The organism is Actinomadura terrae (assembly GCF_022751215.1).
In the GTDB taxonomy this organism is placed as follows: Bacteria; Actinomycetota; Actinomycetes; order Streptosporangiales; family Streptosporangiaceae; genus Spirillospora; species Spirillospora terrae.
The window spans coordinates 443,731-461,657 of record NZ_JAICDG010000001.1 but is presented as its reverse complement, the minus strand read 5'-3'; the positions used below and the strand labels follow the sequence as shown (position 1 = coordinate 461,657).

General features: G+C 72.4%; 18 protein-coding genes and 1 tRNA gene. 8 read left to right on the top strand and 11 right to left on the bottom strand.

Features of this window, described 5'->3' with window-relative positions; translation table 11 throughout:
- The first annotated feature begins 306 nt into the window (after positions 1–306).
- Both K2F47_RS02000 and K2F47_RS01995 read left to right on the top strand, forming a co-directional pair.
- A complete protein-coding gene (locus tag K2F47_RS02000) occupies positions 307–1,527 on the top strand; it encodes an acetyl-CoA C-acetyltransferase (protein WP_242900926.1) in 1,221 nt (406 codons plus the stop codon).
- A 174-nt stretch (positions 1,528–1,701) separates the two neighbouring features.
- Complete coding sequence (locus K2F47_RS01995; RefSeq protein ID WP_156219064.1) at positions 1,702–1,929, top strand: DUF4287 domain-containing protein; 228 nt, start codon at positions 1,702–1,704, stop codon at positions 1,927–1,929.
- A 166-nt stretch (positions 1,930–2,095) separates the two neighbouring features.
- Here the strand turns inward: K2F47_RS01995 and K2F47_RS01990 are convergent, their stop codons facing one another.
- From K2F47_RS01990 to K2F47_RS01975, 4 genes are all read right to left on the bottom strand, one after another.
- The gene (locus K2F47_RS01990) at positions 2,096–2,926 is read right to left on the bottom strand and encodes a Bax inhibitor-1/YccA family protein (RefSeq protein WP_242900925.1); all 831 of its coding nucleotides are present in this window, start codon (positions 2,924–2,926) and stop codon (positions 2,096–2,098) included.
- A gap of 209 nt (positions 2,927–3,135) precedes the next feature.
- Positions 3,136–3,208 (bottom strand) — tRNA-Leu (locus K2F47_RS01985).
- A 170-nt stretch (positions 3,209–3,378) separates the two neighbouring features.
- On the bottom strand, positions 3,379–4,623 hold the full coding sequence (locus tag K2F47_RS01980; protein ID WP_242900924.1) for a class I SAM-dependent methyltransferase: 1,245 nt from the start codon (positions 4,621–4,623) through the stop codon (positions 3,379–3,381).
- A gap of 29 nt (positions 4,624–4,652) precedes the next feature.
- Entirely contained in the window at positions 4,653–6,014 is a 1,362-nt protein-coding gene (locus tag K2F47_RS01975; protein ID WP_242900923.1) for an NAD(P)/FAD-dependent oxidoreductase, read from the bottom strand.
- A 303-nt stretch (positions 6,015–6,317) separates the two neighbouring features.
- Between K2F47_RS01975 and K2F47_RS01970 the strand changes: the two genes are divergently transcribed.
- Positions 6,318–6,851, top strand: coding sequence for a DUF4232 domain-containing protein (locus tag K2F47_RS01970; RefSeq protein WP_242900922.1), 534 nt, complete (start codon positions 6,318–6,320; stop codon positions 6,849–6,851).
- Positions 6,852–6,863: 12 nt separating this feature from the next.
- Here K2F47_RS01970 and K2F47_RS01965 read toward each other — a convergent pair whose 3' ends face one another.
- Entirely contained in the window at positions 6,864–7,679 is an 816-nt protein-coding gene (locus K2F47_RS01965) for a uracil-DNA glycosylase (RefSeq protein ID WP_242900921.1), read from the bottom strand.
- A 138-nt stretch (positions 7,680–7,817) separates the two neighbouring features.
- Between K2F47_RS01965 and K2F47_RS01960 the strand changes: the two genes are divergently transcribed.
- Complete coding sequence (locus tag K2F47_RS01960; protein ID WP_242900920.1) at positions 7,818–8,606, top strand: DUF2510 domain-containing protein; 789 nt, start codon at positions 7,818–7,820, stop codon at positions 8,604–8,606.
- Between the two features lie 31 nt (positions 8,607–8,637).
- Here the strand turns inward: K2F47_RS01960 and K2F47_RS01955 are convergent, their stop codons facing one another.
- From K2F47_RS01955 to eno, 4 genes are all read right to left on the bottom strand, one after another.
- Entirely contained in the window at positions 8,638–9,588 is a 951-nt protein-coding gene (locus K2F47_RS01955) for a Ppx/GppA phosphatase family protein (RefSeq protein ID WP_242900919.1), read from the bottom strand.
- Positions 9,585–10,076, bottom strand: a complete 492-nt coding sequence (locus tag K2F47_RS01950; RefSeq protein ID WP_242900918.1) for a DUF501 domain-containing protein — start codon at positions 10,074–10,076, stop codon at positions 9,585–9,587. The genes K2F47_RS01955 and K2F47_RS01950 overlap by 4 nt, the downstream gene beginning before the upstream one ends.
- Before the next feature lie 160 nt (positions 10,077–10,236).
- Positions 10,237–10,680, bottom strand: a complete 444-nt coding sequence (locus K2F47_RS01945) for an FtsB family cell division protein (RefSeq protein ID WP_242900917.1) — start codon at positions 10,678–10,680, stop codon at positions 10,237–10,239.
- Positions 10,681–10,778: 98 nt separating this feature from the next.
- Entirely contained in the window at positions 10,779–12,062 is a 1,284-nt protein-coding gene (gene eno, locus K2F47_RS01940; RefSeq protein WP_242900916.1) for a phosphopyruvate hydratase, read from the bottom strand.
- 198 nt (positions 12,063–12,260) lie between these two features.
- Here eno and K2F47_RS01935 point away from each other — a divergent pair, with 198 nt between their 5' ends.
- The 4 genes from K2F47_RS01935 (at position 12,261) to K2F47_RS01920 (ending at position 16,537) form a co-directional block, all read left to right on the top strand.
- Positions 12,261–13,310, top strand: a complete 1,050-nt coding sequence (locus tag K2F47_RS01935) for an ABC transporter substrate-binding protein (RefSeq protein WP_242900915.1) — start codon at positions 12,261–12,263, stop codon at positions 13,308–13,310.
- Positions 13,307–14,098, top strand: coding sequence for an ABC transporter ATP-binding protein (locus K2F47_RS01930; RefSeq protein ID WP_242900914.1), 792 nt, complete (start codon positions 13,307–13,309; stop codon positions 14,096–14,098). Before K2F47_RS01935 ends, K2F47_RS01930 begins: the two co-directional genes overlap by 4 nt.
- A complete protein-coding gene (locus tag K2F47_RS01925) occupies positions 14,088–14,966 on the top strand; it encodes an ABC transporter permease (protein WP_242900913.1) in 879 nt (292 codons plus the stop codon). The genes K2F47_RS01930 and K2F47_RS01925 overlap by 11 nt, the downstream gene beginning before the upstream one ends.
- 242 nt (positions 14,967–15,208) lie before the next feature.
- The gene (locus K2F47_RS01920; RefSeq protein ID WP_242900912.1) at positions 15,209–16,537 is read left to right on the top strand and encodes a sensor histidine kinase; all 1,329 of its coding nucleotides are present in this window, start codon (positions 15,209–15,211) and stop codon (positions 16,535–16,537) included.
- A gap of 194 nt (positions 16,538–16,731) precedes the next feature.
- On the opposite strand, the gene K2F47_RS01915 is transcribed toward K2F47_RS01920, so the two are convergent.
- Together K2F47_RS01915 and K2F47_RS01910 are read right to left on the bottom strand one after the other, a co-directional pair.
- A complete protein-coding gene (locus K2F47_RS01915; RefSeq protein WP_242900911.1) occupies positions 16,732–16,950 on the bottom strand; it encodes a hypothetical protein in 219 nt (72 codons plus the stop codon).
- A gap of 9 nt (positions 16,951–16,959) precedes the next feature.
- Complete coding sequence (locus K2F47_RS01910) at positions 16,960–17,907, bottom strand: NADP-dependent oxidoreductase (RefSeq protein WP_242900910.1); 948 nt, start codon at positions 17,905–17,907, stop codon at positions 16,960–16,962.
- Positions 17,908–17,927 lie beyond the last annotated feature (20 nt).

Sequence of the window (17,927 nt, the reverse complement as noted above, 5' to 3'; positions counted from 1 at the left end):
GTGATCGGGGAAGTAGGACCGGGGCCCGCCCGGTCACCAGTGGCGAGCCCCGGTCGTCCTTCGCCGCCCGGGTCCGCCGCCGTCCGCGCGAAGGCGGGTTTGTCCGAGTGCGTGATCACAGTCTGTGTCCCCCCGGGTCCCGCTCGCATGGGGCCACCGTCACAGCGCGGCCGGGAAATCGGCGGGACCCGCCGTGTACCCGGGTTCGGGACGGGAGCTAGATTGCTGGTGACCGGCGGGTAACGCCGTCCCTCGCGGCCGCCCGCCCAGGTCCAGCAGACCGGTCGTGAGACAGGAGTCCCGCACATGCCCGAGGCAGTCATCGTCGCCACCGCCCGCTCCCCGATCGGACGCGCCTTCAAGGGGTCGCTGAAGGAGATCCGTCCCGACGACCTCACCGCCCAGATGGTCACCGCCGCGATGGCCAAGGTGCCGCAGCTCGACCCGGCCGAGATCGACGACCTGCTGCTCGGATGCGGGCTGCCCGGGGGCGAGCAGGGCTACAACATGGGACGTGTCGTGGCGGTGCTGCTCGGCTGGGACCGGGTGCCCGGCGCGACGATCACGCGGTACTGCTCGTCCTCGTTGCAGACGACCCGGATGGCGTTCCACGCGATCAAGGCCGGGGAGGCCGACGTGATCGTGTCGGCGGGGGTCGAGACCGTCAGCCGGTTCGCCAAGGGCAGCAGCGACGGGCTGCCCGACACCAAGAACCCGGTGTTCGCGGACGCCGAGGCCCGCACCGCCAAGGTCGCCGAGGGCGGCGCGGAGGTGTGGCACGATCCACGGGAGGACGGCGCCGTCCCCGACGTCTACATCGCCATGGGGCAGACGGCCGAGAACGTGGCCGCGTCCCGGGGCGTGACCCGGCAGGCCCAGGACGAGTTCGGCGTCCGCTCGCAGAACCTCGCGGAGAAGGCGCTGGCCAACGGGTTCTGGGAGCGCGACATCACCCCGGTCACGCTGCCGGACGGGACGGTCGTCGCCAAGGACGACGGCCCGCGTCCCGGCACGACCTACGAGAAGGTGGCCGCGCTCCAGCCGGTGTTCCGCCCGGACGGGACGGTCACCGCGGGCAACTGCTGCCCGCTCAACGACGGTGCCGCCGCCGTCATCGTCATGAGCGACGTCAAGGCCGCCGAGCTGGGGATCACGCCGCTGGCGCGGATCGTGTCCACCGGCGTCACCGGGCTCTCGCCCGAGATCATGGGGCTCGGGCCGGTGGGCGCGTCCCGCAAGGCGCTCGCGAAGGCGGGCATGACCATCGACGACATCGACCTGGTCGAGATCAACGAGGCGTTCGCGGCGCAGGTGCTGCCCTCGGCGGAGGAGCTCGGGATCGACCTGGACAAGCTGAACGTCAACGGCGGTGCGATCGCCGTCGGGCACCCGTTCGGGATGACCGGGGCCCGGATCACCTCGACGCTGCTGAACGGGCTCCGTTTCCACGACGGGCAGTTCGGCCTGGAGACGATGTGCGTCGGCGGCGGGCAGGGCATGGCGATGGTGCTGGAACGCCTGTCGTAGACCGTGTCAAGGCGCTCGGTGGCCCGCGGGCGGGCCACCTGCGTCTTTACCGGAGGATGTCCCCGTTACGAATGATCTACGTAACGTGATAGATAGGTCCCCGTTAGGGGGTTGTCACATGCCGGTCGCTGTTGCAGAGTCGGCAGGAAGAGCCCCGCGACCTGGAGGTGCCAATTGTCACTGAACCACTCGCCGGAGACGCACAGCAAGTTGATCGCCCGCATTCCGCAAGTCACAGGACGTGACATCCCCGAGTGGTTCACCGCCATCGAGAACGGTCCGTCGTTCTCCCGTTGTGAGGAACGCTGTAGCTGGCTGGCCGAGGAGCACAACCTCTCCCACGGCTACGCCGCCGCGCTGGTGCGCGAACACGAGCGCACGCGCCGTGCGCGCCACTACTGAGGCGTGCCCCCACGGACCCGGTGGGTTCCCGCCAACGGGTGATCCCCGCAGTCGCGACGCATGCGACCCTGGCGCAGAGATCCCACGACGATCGGCCCCTCGCTGGACGCGGCGGGGGGCCGATCGGCGTCTTGAGCCCTCCAGGCCCGGCGCCCGGCCCTCGGCGTCAGTCGCGGCCGGTGAAGTAGGACAGCAGCCGGAGCATCTCCAGGTAGATCCACACGAGGCTGAGCACCAGCCCGAACGCGCAGTACCAGGCGAACTTCTCCGGGGCGCCCGAGCGGACGCCCTGCTCGATCGTGTCGAAGTCGAGCAGCAGGAAGAAGCAGCCGACGAGGATCGCGGCGACGCTGAAGACGTAGGCGAGCGGGCTGCTCGGGTCGCGGATGCCGATGCCGCCGTCGCCGCCGAACAGGTGCACGAGCCCGTTGACGAGCATCAGCCCGATCAGGCCGAGGCCCGCCGCGATGACGAACCGGGCGAAACCGGGGGTGACGCGGACGATCCGCAGCGCGTAGACGGCGAGCGTCGCGCCGAAGGCGAGCGCGGTGCCGATCACGGCCTGGAAGACGACGCCGTGGTAGATGTCGTTGTAGACGTGGCTGATGATGCCGACCGCGACCCCGTAGGCCGCGGCGAACGCCAGCACCATCGGCGCGTTCGCCTTGCGGCCGAAGGTGATGAACGCCCAGATCCCGAGCTCGGCGACGAGCGCGACCGCCAGCACCGCCGTGGCCAGGCGGATGGGCACCAGCGTCCAGGCGAGCGCGGCGGTGATCACCAGCATGAGCAGGGTCGAGAAGCCGCGGACGACGACGTCGTCCATCGTCATCGGACGGGTGGCCGCCGGCGGCGCCTGCGGCGGTGCCGGGGAGTATCCGTACTGGCCGTAGGCGGGTGCGCCGTAACCGGGCGCTCCACCGCCGGGCGCTCCGTAGGCGGCGCCCGAGCGCTGCTCGAAGGCACGGCCCCGGAATGCCGGGTTCCTGCTCTCCATTGACGCCTCCATGTCGGCCGACCCGAGCACCAGTCTAAGCACCGAATGGCGCTCGTCCAGGTACGTTGCGGAACCTTCCCCTAACCGTGTCGGCGAACCCCCGAAAGACCGGCTCAATGGATCTTCGTGTGCCGTTCGAAAGCCGTTCGGTAAGCGTTCGGAAGGAGTCCGGCCGGCGCGCCCAGGCGGGCCGCCGGCCGGTCGTCGGGTGCCCCTGGTCGGACTCGAACCGACACATAGGCTCTTTTAGGGAGCCTGCCTCTGCCATTGGGCTACAGGGGCGGCGTAATCATACCGGGACGCCCTTGGGGCGCCGGACGAGCGAAATTCGACTCCAGGCGCATTCCCGCCGGTGAGCGGCCATGTGAGCGGCAGCGGGCCGGAAACGGCCAGCTCGACATGCAACGCATGATCTTGTGCGTGCACCAGGCCGGACGGGAATTCGGCACGGTTCAACGGCTTATTACGGCGCGCCCTTCCACCAAGGTCGTTCCCGCCCGACCGTCGCGATCTCGGCGAATAGCACATATTTCGTGCATACCGATCCGTCCGCTCTCACTGGCGAGGGCGCAGGCCGCGAGATAGAGCAGCCAGACCCGGGCGCGGCCGGTTCCGGCTAGTTCGGCGCAGTGTGTCCAATGACGTTGAAGGTTCGCCGCCCAGGCCCGGAGCGTCCGCGCGTGGTGCTCGCGGAGCGCGCCGACGGCCCGGACCTCCAGGCCCGCGTCCTCCAGCTCGCCGACGATCGCGCCGAGGGGACGCAGCTCGCCGTCCTCGGGGAACATGTAGCTGGTGGTGAACGTCCGGCGGATCTGGTGCGGGCCGGGGCGGCGGACGGGCTGCTGGAGGACGAGCCGTCCGCCCGGCGCGAGCAGCTCGTGCAGCCGCGCGGTGTCACGATCCAACGCCTCGATGCCCGCGATCCCGACGATCGCGTCGAAGGGGCCGTCGCCCGCCTCGGTGAGGTCGAAGCCGCGCGGCTGGAGGTCGGCGCCGGACTCCGCCGCGAGCGCGCGGAGGTGGTCGGCCTGCTCGGCGGTGCGGGTCAGCGCGACCACGCGGGCGCCGTGCTCGGCGCCCGCGTACCGGGCGAACGCGCCCCAGCCGCCGTTCAGGTCCAGGACGCGGGCGCCGGTGAACAGCCCGAGCCGCTCGGCGAGCGCGCGGTGCGCGGCGCGGGTGGCCTCGTCGAGGTCGACGGCCTGGTCCCACTGCCCGGTGCCGTGCGCGAGGCCGTCCCCGAACAGCCGGGCGAAGAACGCCGCCGACTCGGTCAGCGGGCCGGGGCCTCGACCGGAGGTGAACTCCTCGGGCGGCGGCTTCGGCTCGGGGCCGACGGCGCCGAGCGTCACCGCCGTCCGGACGATGTCGCGCTTGTCGTCCCCGCTCAGCCTGATCGGCTGGTCGCCGCTGCGCATCACCTGCTGGACGGCGTCGAGCGCGGCGAACACGTCGCCCTCGATGTCCAGCTCACCGGCGACGTAGGCGCGGACGAGGCCCATCTCCCCCGGCTTCCACAGCAGCCTGCGCAGCGCCCGGCGGTGCCGGATCACGAACGTGGGCGCACCGGACGGCCCGGCGGTGCTGCCGTCCCACGCCCGCACCCGGATCGGCAGCTCGTGCTCGGCCTCGCGGCCCTCACCGAGCATGATCTTGGTGAGCAGCGGCGCCAACCTGGAGGCGACTCCGTCCTTCATCCTCGGGAACGCCTCCTCGGGGGCATGAGCTAGGTGTCGGTGCGCCTCCCGGCCGCCAGTTCGAACTCCTGGCGGGGCCGTTCCAGCTCGCCCAGCGAGACGATCTCGCGCCGGAAGAACAGGGCGAGCGTCCAGTCGGCGGTGATCCGGAACTTGCGGTTCACGGTCGGCATACGAGACAGATGGTATGTGCGGTGCATGAGCCAGGCGAGAATCCCACGGAGTTTCACGCCGTAGACGTTCGCCACACCCTTGTGCAGGCCGAGACCGGCCACCGAGCCGACGTAGGCGTGCCGGTAGGGCTTGCGCGGCTTGCCGCACACGTCCGCCGCGATGTTGTCGCCGAGCCGCTTGGCCTGCCTGACCGCGTGCTGGGCGTTGGGCGCGGTGAAGTCGCCGGTGTCGGTCAGGTCGGGGACGGCGGCGTTGTCGCCCGCCGCGTAGACGTACTCCAGCCCCTCGACGGTCAGCTCGGGCGTCGCCTTGATCCGGCCCTTGTCGTCCAGCGGGAGGTCGCTGTCGCCGACGACCGGGTGCGGCTTCACCCCGGCCGTCCAGACGAGGGTCCCGGCGTCGAACTCCTCGCCGTCGCTCAACACGATGTGCCGGCCCTCCGCGGACTTGAGCAGCGTCTCCAGCCTGACCTCGATGCCGCGGCGGCGCAGCGCCTCGGCCGTCCAGCGGCCCATCTCGGGCCCGACCTCGGGCAGGATGCGGTCGGTGGCCTCGATCATCATCCAGCGCATCTCGGACGCGTCGATCGTCGGGTACCAGCGGCAGGCGTCCCGCGCCATGTCCTCCAGCTCCGCCAGCGCCTCGATGCCCGCGAACCCGGCGCCGACGAACACGAACGTCAGCGCCCGCCGCCGGACCTCCTCGTCGGCGGGGTTGGACGCGGCGATGTCGAGCTGGTGCAGGACGTGGTTGCGCAGGAAGATCGCCTCCTCGACCGTCTTGAAGCCGATCCCGCAGTCGGCGAGGCCGGGGATCGGCAGCGTCCGCGACACCGAGCCGAGCGCCACCACCAGCGCGTCGTAGCCGATCTCCTGGTCGGGCGCGCCGGTGGCGTCCGCGCCCGCCGGGCGGACGGTCACCGTCCGCGTCGCGTGCTCGATCCGCGTCGCGAACCCGTTGACGATCCGGCAGCGGCGCAGGACCTTCCGCAGCGGCACCACGACGTGCCTCGGCTCCAGGTTCCCGGCGGCGGCCTCCGGCAGGAACGGCTGGTAGGTCATATAGGACTGCGGGTCGATCACGGTCACCGCGACCTCGCCGCGGCGCAGCCGCCCGCGCAGCTTCTTCTGGAGGCGCAGGGCCGTGTACATACCGACGTAGCCGCCGCCGATGATCACGATGTGCTGGACGCGTGCCGTGCTGTGCTCGGAAGGCATACCGGGACCGGTACCCCCATACCGCGCGGATCACCCTGCCGCGCACCTCAGCGGGCGCGGGAGCCCTCCCGTCCGGGCGGAGTTTCATGACCATCCGCGCCGAACTTTTGCCGATATATCAACATCTCACCCGATGAACCGCCAGAAGAGATCGACGGTGGGGCCGGGGCCCAACGGGGGCGTCAAGCGGCCGGACCGGGCGGGCCGTTCAGGGGTCGGCCCGCCCGGCTCCGGCCGCTTGGCCCAGGCCCTGCCCCGCCGTCACCCGTTCTGGGGGACGTCACCTGATTGGGGAGATGCACAATGAAGCGCATCATCTGGGGCACGATCGCCGCCACCGCCGTCACCGCGACCGCGCTGACCGGTTTCGCGGCGGCGGCCAACGCGGACCAGGCCGCCACCGGCAAGGCCGCCGGACGCGCCACGCCGCACTGCACCACGTCCAAGCTCAAGGCGTCGTTGTCCGACTTCGACGCCGGCGCGGGGCAGCGCTACCTCACGCTCACCCTCACCAACGTCTCGAAGAGCGCCTGTACCACCGGCGGCTGGTCGGGCCTCGACCAGGCGGACGCGGAGGGCGCCATCCCCACCACGACCATCCGTGACGGGAAGGCCCACACGATCACGATCCCGGCCGGGCACAAGGCGTACGAGGTGCTGCACTGGGCCGCGGTCCCGGCCGACGACGAGACCGGCGACCCGTGCGAGCCCGTCCCGACCTCGTTGAGCGTGATCCCGCCGAACGAGACCACGCGGCTGGTCGCGCCGTGGAACTACGGCGCCGTCTGCCAGCACGGGCGCATCCACCTGACGCCGCTCACCCTCACGCACCCGTAGCACGCTGGAACGCTACGAGTAGTCGCGGGCGCGGGTGAGGACGGCGTCCAGCATGTCCTCGGTGACCCGTCCGGTGAAGGTGTTCTGCTGGCTCGGGTGGTAGCAGCCCAGCAGCAGGACGGGCTCCCGGCGGGGCACCGAGGACGGCGGCGCCAGCTCGACCTCCGCGCCGTGCCCGAACTTCGGACGCGGCCGGGGCAGCCCGTATCCCGCCTGCCGGAGCGCCGGCCACACCGCCTGCCACGCGAACCCGCCCAGGCAGACCACGCACCGCACGCTCGGCGCGACCTCGGCGACCTCGCGGGCCAGCCACGGCAGGCACGTCGTCCGCTCCAGCGGGGTCGGCTTGTTGTCGGGCGGCGCGCAGCGGACCGCCGCCGCCACCCTCGTGTCGATCAGCCGCTGCCCGTCCGCCGCGTGGACGCTGGTCGGCAGGGCCGCGAGCCCCACCCGGTGCAGCGAGGCGAACAGCCAGTCGCCGGACCGGTCGCCGGTGAAGATCCGTCCCGTGCGGTTCCCGCCGTGCGCGGCGGGCGCCAGGCCCACGATCATGACCCGGGGCTCGGCGGCGCCCCACCCGGGGATCGGCCGCCCCCAGTACTCCTCGTCCGCGAACGCCCTGCGCCGCTCGACCGCGACCCGCTCGCGCCACTCCACGAGCCGGTCGCAGGCCCGGCACACCGACTGCCGGGCGCACAAATCGTCCAGACCGGGTGACTTCGCGGCCAGCTCGATCACCTCGGCGGCGTCGTGCGCCACTGGCGTGTCGGGCGTCGCCGGGTCGCCCGGCCATCCCGACCCGGGGGTTACGAAGGGAGCGTTCGCCATACCGCTCATCGTCCCACCCGGGGGAGCAAGTGGCGCGGAGTGGCCGCGCACTCTGCGCCGGGGGCTCGGCTCGATACGATGCGTTGGCCGGTCGGGGAGGCGGGTGTCCGGCACCCCATTCGCGAAGCGGAGGCTGCCTTGTCGCAACCGGGCTGGTATCCCGACCCCTACGGAACCGGCAGCCTGCGCTGGTGGGACGGCCAGGTCTGGACCGAGCGCCTCAACCCCGAGCCGCCCGGACCGCCCCGCGCGCGGCGGGAGGAGCGGCCCCGGCGGCGGGAGGAGCGGCGCGACCGGGAGCCGTACTACAGCGCGCCGTTAGGGCAACGCAACGACTGGGGCCGGCAGCCCGCCGTCCAGGCCGTGGACGTGAACGTCCGCGGTCTGCGCCTGCACGCCGACGACGAGCTCGTCTCCTACGGGACGGCCGTGCTCGGATGGCCCCGGGTCGAGTGGGTCGCCTACTGGGCGGCGGAGGTCCCGTCCGGTTTCGGCCACGGGGCGACCACCCAATGGGTGTTCCAAGCGGGCCGTTTCCCGTTCCACGGCGGGCCGCGCGTCGAGGTCGTCATCGAGCCGGACGCCATGCCCGGCCGTCCGCTCGGCCCCGAGGGCGAGCCGGAGCGGATCTGGGGGCGGCTGATCGAGCTGTGCCAGGTCCAGGCCGAGCAGCGGCTGGTCGCCGAGCTGGCCGGACGCGTCCAGGCCGGCGAGTCGATCGACGTCGCGCAGGGGCTGACCGTCCACCCCGGCGGCGTGCGCGGCAACCGGGTCTCGCTGAGCTGGACGGCGATCTCCCGCGCCACCGTGGACGGCGGCCGCGTCTGGATCCACCAGTCCAGCAGCGCGGCGCCCGTCCTCTACGTGCCGCAGCAGAACCCCAACGCCGTGCTGATCCCGGCGCTGCTCGCCCAGTTCAAGCAGTAGCCGGGTTCGAGTTCGAGCGGTAGTGCCCCTCTTATAGGAGGGACCAGGCGATGCCGTCGAGGATGTCGTGCTCGCTCACCACGACCGCGCCGAAGCCGTACTCGCGCATGATGCGGTCGAGGATGAGCGCGCCCGCGCCGATCACGTCCACCCGGCCGGGATGCATGACGCCGAACTCCGCCCGCTCGGCGCGCGTCGCGTGCAGCAGCCGCCGCGTCACCTCGTGCACCTGGCCCGCGGTGATCCGGGACAGGTGGATCCGCGCCGGGTCGTACTCCGGCAGGTCCAGCGCGATCCCGGCGACCGTGGTGACCGAGCCCGCGAGGCCCACCAGCGTGCGCGCCTCGTCCACCGGCACCACCTCGCGGACGCGGTCCAGCGCCGCGTCGATGTCGGCGACCGCGTCGGCGATGTGCTCGGGCGAGGGCGGGTCGCCGTCCCGCAGGTGCCGCTCGGTCATCCGCACGCAGCCGATGTCGACCGACCGCGCCGCGTCGGGCGAGGAACTGCCGAGCACGAACTCCGTCGAGCCGCCGCCGATGTCCACGACCAGGTAGGGACGGGCGGGACGCAGCCCCGCCAGCTCCCGCGTCGCGCCCGCGAACGACAGCGCGGCCTCCTCGTCCCCGCTGATCACCTCGGGCACGACGCCGAAGATCTCGACGACGCCGTCGACGAACTCCGACCGGTTGGCGGCGTCGCGGGTGGCGCTGGTCGCGACCACCCGGGTCTTGAGCGGCCCCCGCCCCGCCTCCGCGCCGTGCCGCTCGATCAGCTCGGCGTAGCCGCGCATCGCCGTGAACGTCCGCTTCAGCGCCGCCGGGGCGAGGCGGCCCGTCCGGTCGACGCCCTCCCCCAGCCGGACGATCTCCATCCGGCGCTCGACGTCGGTGAGGGCCCCGCCGTCCGCGCCGGACTCGATGTCGGCGATCAGGAGCCGGACCGAGTTGGTCCCGCAGTCGATGGCGGCGACGCGCGTCACTGGCCCTCCTCCCCCGCGCCGGGACGGACGCAGGACCCCGAGCGCCACCAGTCGGGCAGCGCGTCCAGCGCCTCCCGGCCGAACGGGTTCACGCCGGGGACGGCCAGCTCGTGCGCGATGAGGGCGTGCAGGCACTTCACCCGCTCCGGCATCCCGCCCGCGCTCTGCATGCCCTCGGGCAGCAGTTCGACGCCGTCCTCGCGGGCGGCGTCGCCGCGACGGCGCAGGTAGTCCTCGTGCGCGGCGGTGTAGGCGTCCTTCAGGGACGGGTCGCCGGCGAGCCGCGCCTGCATCTCGCGCATCATCCCGCCGCCCTCCAGCGTCCCGATGGCCGAGGCGGCCTTCGGGCACGTGAGGTAGAACAGCGTGGGGAACGGGGTGCCGTCCGGGAGCCGCGGCGCCGTCTCGACGACGGCGGGCTTCCCGCAGGGGCACCGGTAGGCCACCCGCCGGATGCCGCGCGGCTCCCTCCCGAGCTGCGCCGCCACCGCCGCGACGTCCTCCCCGCCTGCCGTTTCATTCTGGGGGGACGACCCCCCAGACCCCCCGGCAGCTGCTTCTTTGTAGGAGCGTTCCTCAACCATCTGTGTCCCCACCCGCGGACCCTCAAAATGACCCCTGACCTGCCCGCGCGCTGAGCGCGCGGGGTCAGCGTGGCCGGTCGGCGGCCTCCACCGACCGCCACAGTGTCTCGTACCATGGCGGCTTGCTCGGCGGCCGGCCCTTGCGGGCCTCCTGCTCGCCCGCGCCGCCGCCGTCCAGGACGATGTAGCACTTCACGTCCGGACGGCAGTAGTGGAGCCTGCGCGTCGCCTCCCGCTCAATGTACGACTTATCACCCAGTTGCTGCTTGCGTTGGGCCAGTTCGTCCACCTGCCGGCGGGCGACGCTCTCCTTGTGCTGGAGGTCGGCGATCTCCTTGCGCTGGGCGATGTACTCGCGCACCGGGTAGGCGAGGCTCAGCGCGATCGCGCACACGACGACCGCGAGGATCGCGGCGCGGCTGGTCAGCGCCGGGTTGCCGCGCCGCCCGGCGTCCTCGTCGGGGTCGTCGCGGGCGGCCCGGGAGCGGGCCCTGTCGTCCTTCGCCATGGCGTGTCCCCTTGCCTGTACGCGAGCGGTCGCGGGGAGGTCCGGACGGCGGTCCGGCGGTCGGGCCCGGCAGCGAGTCGCCGTCGGGCCCGGCCGGGTCAGCTCTTCCGGTCGAACCGGGGGAACGCGGCGGCGCCGGCGTAACGGGCCGCGTCGCCCAGCAGCTCCTCGATGCGCAGGAGCTGGTTGTACTTGGCGACGCGCTCGCTGCGGGCGGGGGCGCCGGTCTTGATCTGGCCGCAGTTGGTCGCGACGGCGAGGTCGGCGATCGTGGTGTCCTCGGTCTCGCCGGACCGGTGGCTCATCATGCAGCGGTAGCCGCTGGTCTGCGCCAGCGTCACCGCGTCGAGGGTCTCGCTCAGCGTGCCGATCTGGTTGATCTTGACCAGCAGCGCGTTGCCGGCGCCCTCGGCGATGCCGCGGCCGAGCCGCTCGGGGTTGGTGACGAAGATGTCGTCGCCGACGAGCTGGACGCGGTCGCCGAGCGCGGCGGTGAGCCCGGACCAGCCGGCCCAGTCCTCCTCGTCGAGCGGGTCCTCGATGGACACCAGCGGGTACTCGGTGACCAGCTCGGCGTAGTAGGCGGCCATGTCGTCGGCGGACCGCTCGGCGCCCTCGTAGGTGTAGCGGCCGTCGGAGTGGAACTCGCTGGCGGCGACGTCCAGGGCGAGCGCGACGTCGCGGCCGGGGGTGAAGCCCGCCTTGCGGATCGCCTCCAGGATCAGGTCGAGGGCGTCGCGGTTGCTCGGCAGGTCGGGGGCGAAGCCGCCCTCGTCGCCGAGGCCGGTCGCGAGGCCGCGCGACTTCAGCACGGACTTCAGCGCGTGGTAGGTCTCGGCGCCCCAGCGCACCGCCTCGGAGAACGTGGCCGCCCCGATCGGCGCGATCATGAACTCCTGGACGTCGACGTTGGTGTCGGCGTGCGCGCCGCCGTTCAGGATGTTCATCATCGGGACGGGCAGCACGTGCGCGTTCGGCCCGCCGACGTAGCGGAACAGCGGCAGCCCGGCGGACTCGGCGGCGGCCTTGGCCACCGCGAGGCTGACGCCGAGCAGCGCGTTGGCCCCGAGCGCGGACTTGGCGGGGGTGCCGTCCAGGTCGATCAGCAGCTGGTCGACCAGCCGCTGGTCGGAGGCGGGGTAGCCGACGAGCTTGTCGTCGATGGTCTCGGTGACGGCGCGGACGGCGTTCCGCACGCCCTTGCCGCCGTAGCGCTCGCCGCCGTCGCGCAGCTCGACGGCCTCGAACTGGCCGGTGGAGGCGCCGCTCGGCACGGCGGCCGACGCCTCGGTGCCGTCGGCGAGGAGCACCTCGACCTCGACGGTCGGGTTCCCTCGGGAGTCAAGGATCTCCCGGGCGATTACGGCCTCGATCGACGACACGGCATCTCCTTGATCTTGCGAATGGATTGGTGCGGTCACCGAGCCTATCCGGCGCCGTCCCGCGCGACCCAACTGGCTCGCCGCTCACAAATCCGGCCCTTGTTACGAAACCGATCCGCGCAACCGACTTGACGAAGTCATTGCCCACCTTATCTACTGTCCACGTCAAACAGACTTGATAAGTAGGGAAACATGACAATGCATCGCGGACTCCGCTGGCGTCTCGCCACAGTGGCTCTGACCGTCCTCACTGGAGCGGGTGCGCTCGGTGCCTGCGGTGGCGACGACGACGGCGGCGGCTCCGGATCGTCCCCCCAGCTCAAGCTCGGCTACTTCCCGAACATCACCCACGCCACCGCGCTCGTCGGCGTGCAGAAGGGGATCTTCGCCAAGCACCTCGGCACCGCCCCCAAGACCGCGACGTTCAACGCCGGGCCGGCCGCCGTCGAGGCGCTGTTCTCCGGAGCGGTCGACGCGACGTTCGTCGGCCCGAACCCGTCCATCAACGCGTGGGCGAAGTCACACGGGAAAGCGGTCCACATCATCTCCGGCGCCGCTTCGGGCGGTGTCTCGCTCGTCGTGAAACCCGGTATCAACGGCGTCCAGGATCTCAAGGGAAAGAAGATCGCCACGCCGCAACTCGGGAACACTCAGGACGTCGCGATCCGCTACTGGCTCAAGAAGAACGGCCTCAAGGCGAACAAGGACGGCAGCGGCGACGTGAAGATCGTCCCGCAGGACAACGCGCAGACGCTCCAGACGTTCGCGCAGGGGAACATCGACGGCGCGTGGGTCCCCGAGCCCTACGCCTCGCGGCTGATCCTGGAGAGCAAGGGCAAGCGGCTGCTGGACGAGAAGACGCTCTGGCCCGGCGGCAAGTTCGTGATCACCAACCTGCTGGTCAGCCAGAAGTTCGAGAAGGCCCACCCCGACCAGGTCAAGAAGCTGCTCCAGGGCGTCGTGGAGAGCACCGACTACATCAACCAGCACCCGGCCGAGGCCAAGGCCGCGGTCAACGACGCGCTGACCAAGCTCAGCGGCAAGCCGCTCAAGCCCGCCGTGCTCGACTCGGCGTTCAAGGAGATCCAGTTCACCACCGACCCGGTCGCGACCTCGCTGGTGCAGGGCGCCCAGCACGCCGAGGAGATCGGGCTGCTGGAGAAGACCGATCTGAACGGGATCTACGACCTCGGCCCCCTCAACGACGTGCTCAAGGCGAGCGGGAAGGCACAGGTCAGCGACAAATGACCGCGGCGGCCACGGCGGTCCGGCTCAGCGACGTCTCCAAGGCGTTCGGCACGGGCGGATCCTCCCTCCTCGCACTGGACCAGGTCTCCCTCGACGTGGCGCCCGGTGAGTTCGTGTGCCTGCTCGGCGCCTCCGGGTGCGGCAAGAGCACGCTGCTCAACCTGGTCGCCGACCTCGACCGGCCGAGCGCCGGGACGATCGACAAGAACGGCGCGCGGGTCGCGCTGATGTTCCAGGAGCCGGCGCTGTTCCCGTGGCTGACCGTGACGGGGAACCTGGAGCTGGCGCTGAAGATGCGCGGCGTCCCGCGCGAGGACCGCCGTGACCGTGCCGCCGAGCTGCTCGACTCGGTGCACCTCGGCGGGTTCGCGAAGAAGCGTCCGCACCAGCTCTCGGGCGGCATGCGCCAGCGGGTCGCGCTCGCCCGCGCGCTGGCGCTGACGATCGAGGAGAACAAGAACGAGGACAGCGTCCCGGGCGGCACCGTCCTGCTGATGGACGAGCCGTTCGGCGCGCTCGACGCCATGACCCGCGACCTGCTGCACGACGAGATCGAGCGGATCTGGCGGACGCGCGGGCTGACCGTGCTGTTCGTCACCCACAACGTGCGGGAGGCGGTGCGGCTGGGCGACCGGGTCGTGCTGCTCAGCAGCCGCCCAGGCCGGGTCGTGGAGGAGTTCCCCGTGCCAATGGAACGTCCGAGGCGGATCGACGCGACCGACGTGGCCGCGCTCGCCGCGACCATCACCGACCGGCTGCGCGAGGAGGTGAGCCGCCATGGCGCATGACGTGCGGGCGCCGGGCGGCGGCGCCCTCGACCGCGAGCTCGCCGGCCTGGACGCGCTGGAGCTCGGCGGCGGCGGGGCGCCGCGCCGCGCCCTGCAACGCGCGTGGTCGGCGATCTGGCCGATGGCGGCCGCCGCGCTGATCGGGCTGCTGGCCTGGCAGGTCGTGGTGTGGAGCGGCTGGAAGGAGCCGTGGGTCCTGCCCGGCCCGAAGGACACGCTGCCGGTCTTCAAGGACCAGGTCACGAGCTCCCGGTTCTGGGACGCGGTCGCGCTGACCATGCAGCGCGCCGTGATCGGGTTCGCGCTCGCGATCGCGATCGGCGTGCTGGTCGGCGCCCTGGTGTCGCAGTCGCGGATCCTGCGCCGCGCGTTCGGGTCGCTGATCACCGGGCTCCAGACGATGCCGTCGATCGCGTGGTTCCCGCTCGCGATCCTGCTGTTCCAGCTCAGCGAGAGCGCGATCCTGTTCGTGGTGGTGCTCGGCGCGGCGCCGTCCATCGCCAACGGGCTGATCACGGGCGTCGACTACACGCCGCCCATCCTGCTGCGCGCGGGCAAGGTGATGGGGCTGCGCGGGGTGAACCTGTACCGGCACCTGATCATGCCCGCGTCGCTGCCGTCGTTCGTGGCGGGGCTCAAGCAGGGCTGGGCGTTCGCGTGGCGGAGCCTGATGGCGGGCGAGCTGCTGGTCATCATCGGCGACACCACCTCGCTCGGCGTGCTGCTGTCGCAGGCCAGGGAGCTGAACAACACCGCCGACATGATCTCCTACATGATCGTCATCCTGGTCATCGGGATCGTGATCGACCAGCTGTTCGGCGTCGTGGACCGTTCGATCCGCACCCGCTGGGGCCTCGACCAGGACTGAGTCCACCCGACACGCGGAGTCCCGGAGCTCGGGCCCTGAGCCCCCAGGGCCCGAGCTTCGGCTTCCGCGATGGGACGATCTTTTTACCCGCCGCCCACGGTCCCGTTTGCCCTGTTCTGGCAAGGAAGAACGGGTAGTGCCCCATACCGTGGGAGGTCGTCATCCGTGTCCGGTCCCGTCCGTTCCCCAGGAGCCTGACCCGCTGGCTCTGGCGGGCCGCGCTCCGGCACCCGGAGATCCGGGTGCGGGTGACGGTGTCGGCGGTCCTCGCGGCGCTCGTGCTGTCCACCGCCCTGTACGTGGTGCTGCTGGTGCTGCTCAGACGGCAGGCCACCGCCGACCAGGAGCACGACCTCGCCCGGGAGGGCCGCCGGGTCGTCGCCGAGATCCTCACGGGGACGCTCGGGCCGCGGGTCTACAGCCCCGACGGGGGGCTCCAGCAGGTCCAGGACCTCCAGGGCCGGGTCGTCTCCTCCAGCGCCGCGATGGACGGGCGCCGGCCCGTCCGGTTCGCGCCGCCGGCGTCCGGCGACACCCGCGGCGACGGGCACATCTGCTCGGTGGACGCGCCGCACGGCCGGTGCTTCCAGGTCGTGGTGTACCGGGCGGGGATGGGGCGGGGGCAGCGGCTCGTCTACACGCTCGCGCCCGAGCCGGGCCTGCTGCCGCGCCCGCTGATGGCGGGGCTGCTGGCGCTCGGTATCCCGGTGATCTGCGGGCTCACCGGGTACGCGACCTGGCTGTCGGCGAGCCGGACGCTGCGTCCGGTCGACGCGATCCGCCGGGAGCTGGACGAGATCACCGCGACCGACCTGGAGCGCCGGGTGCCGGTGCCGCCCCGCCGGGACGAGGTGGCGCTGCTCGCCCGCAGCGTCAACGCGACCCTCGACCGGCTGGAGCAGGCCGTCGCGCGGCAGCGGGCGTTCGTCTCCGACGTCTCGCACGAGCTGCGCAGTCCGCTGACCGGGCTGCGGACGGAGCTGGAGCTGGCCCTGGCCGACCCGGACGCCACCGACCTGCCCGAGACGCTCCAGGCGATCCTCAACAACACCGACCGGGTGACGGCCGTGGTCGACGACCTGCTGGCGCTCGCCCGGCTGGAGGCCGACCGCGACTTCACCCGCGAGGTCGTCGACCTGACCGAGCTGGTGGACCAGGAGGTGCTGCGCCGCCCCCGCCGCGCCCAGGTGACGGTCCTGTCGGAGGGGCCGGTGCGGGTGAACGGCGGGCGCAGCGAGCTCGCGCGGCTGCTGACCAACCTGATCGACAACGCCGACCGGCACGCCGAGCGCGCGGTGACGGTGATCGTCGGGACCGTGCTGCCCGCGACCGCGCTGGTCGAGGTCATCGACGACGGCGTCGGGATCGCGCCCGAGGACCGCGAGCGGGTGTTCGAGCGCTTCACCCGCCTCGCGGAGGGGCGGCACCGGGACGCGGGCGGCACCGGGCTCGGCCTCGCGATCTCGCTGGACATCGCGGAGGCGCACGGCGGCACGCTCGTGCTGACCGACCGCGCGGACGGGGTGCGCGGCGCCCGTTTCGTCCTGCGCCTGCCCGCTCTGTCTATTTAAGTCACGGCCCACGGCCGCTCGCCTGGCGGCTCGCGGCCGTGACCGTGCCTTTGCGGGCGCGGATCGCTTCGCGATCTTCGCGGTGGGGCCTCGCCTTCGGCTTCGGCCCCACCGCTCAGCTAGCGCGCCCGCGTGATGGCTGAGGCCACTTGATACGCGCCCTAGCTAGCCCGCGACCCGGCCCGGGTCGGGGCTCAGTCGAGGCCCAGGTCGTCGCGCAGGCGCTGCCGTTCGTTCTCCAGCGCCTCGATCTGGCCGCCCAGCTCCTGGCGGGCCGTGAGGTTCTGGCCCGCGTCGACGAAGTCGGCCGCGTCCTCGGTCGGCCGCGGCAGCTCGGCGCGCAGCCGCTCGATGTCCGCCTCGACCGTGCGCAGCCGCTCCCGCTTGTCGCCCTCGGCGCCGTCCTCGCCCATGGTGCCCTCCTAGATCCGGATGACGGTCGCGCCCGGGCGGGCGGGTCCGGCGCGGTCGTCGGCGAGCGCGCCGGGCGCCGCGTCCAGCGGCACCTCCCGCTCGACCGCGACCCGCAACCCACCCGAGTCTAGGAGGGCGGAGACGCGCTCCAGCAGCGCCCCCGTGGGCGTGCCGTCGAGGTTGATCCCGCGGATCCGGCGGGCGGCCATCGCGTCCGGGTTCACCGCCCACGTCGTACAGGCATAGGTCCCGCCCGGACGCAGGAGCTGCGCGAGCGCCTCCGTCCGCGCGGCGTCGCTGGCCAGGTCGATGATCGCGTCGAGGCCGCCGGGGTGCGCGGCGAACACCTGGTCGTTGAGGACGCCCGCCGACGGGTCGACGGTCGCGGCCGCGCCGAGGCCCCGGATCTCCTCCGCCAGCGCGCGCCGGGCGGTCGCGATCACCCTGGCGCCGGACGCGGCGGCCAGCTGCACCACGGCCCGGCCGACCCCGCCGGTCGCGCCCACCACGAGGACGACCTGCCCGGCGGCGACCTCCGCCGCCTCGACCAGCTCCAGCGCGGTCATGCACGCGGTCGGCACCGCCGCCGCGTCGGTGTAGACGAGGCCGTCCGGGATGCGCCCGACCGGGCCGTGCTGGTCGACGACGGCGTACTCGGCGTAGGTACCGAGGCCGCGCGCGACCGCGGACAGGCACCCGTAGACCTGCTCGCCGTGCCGCAGCCGCGTGACGCCGGGCCCGACGTCCTCGACGACGCCCGCGCCGTCCCGGCCGAGGACGAGCGGGAACGCCGCGTCGACCGAGTCCTTGAGCGCGCCCTCGGCGATCCGCCAGTCCAGCGTGTTCACCCCGGCCGCGATGAGCTTCACCAGCAGCTCGCCCGGCCCGGGCTCCGGACGCGGCACGCGCGTCATCTCGGGTGTGGCGCCGTACTCCGGCACGGCGATGGCTCGCATGGCATCCCCCGATCGATCAC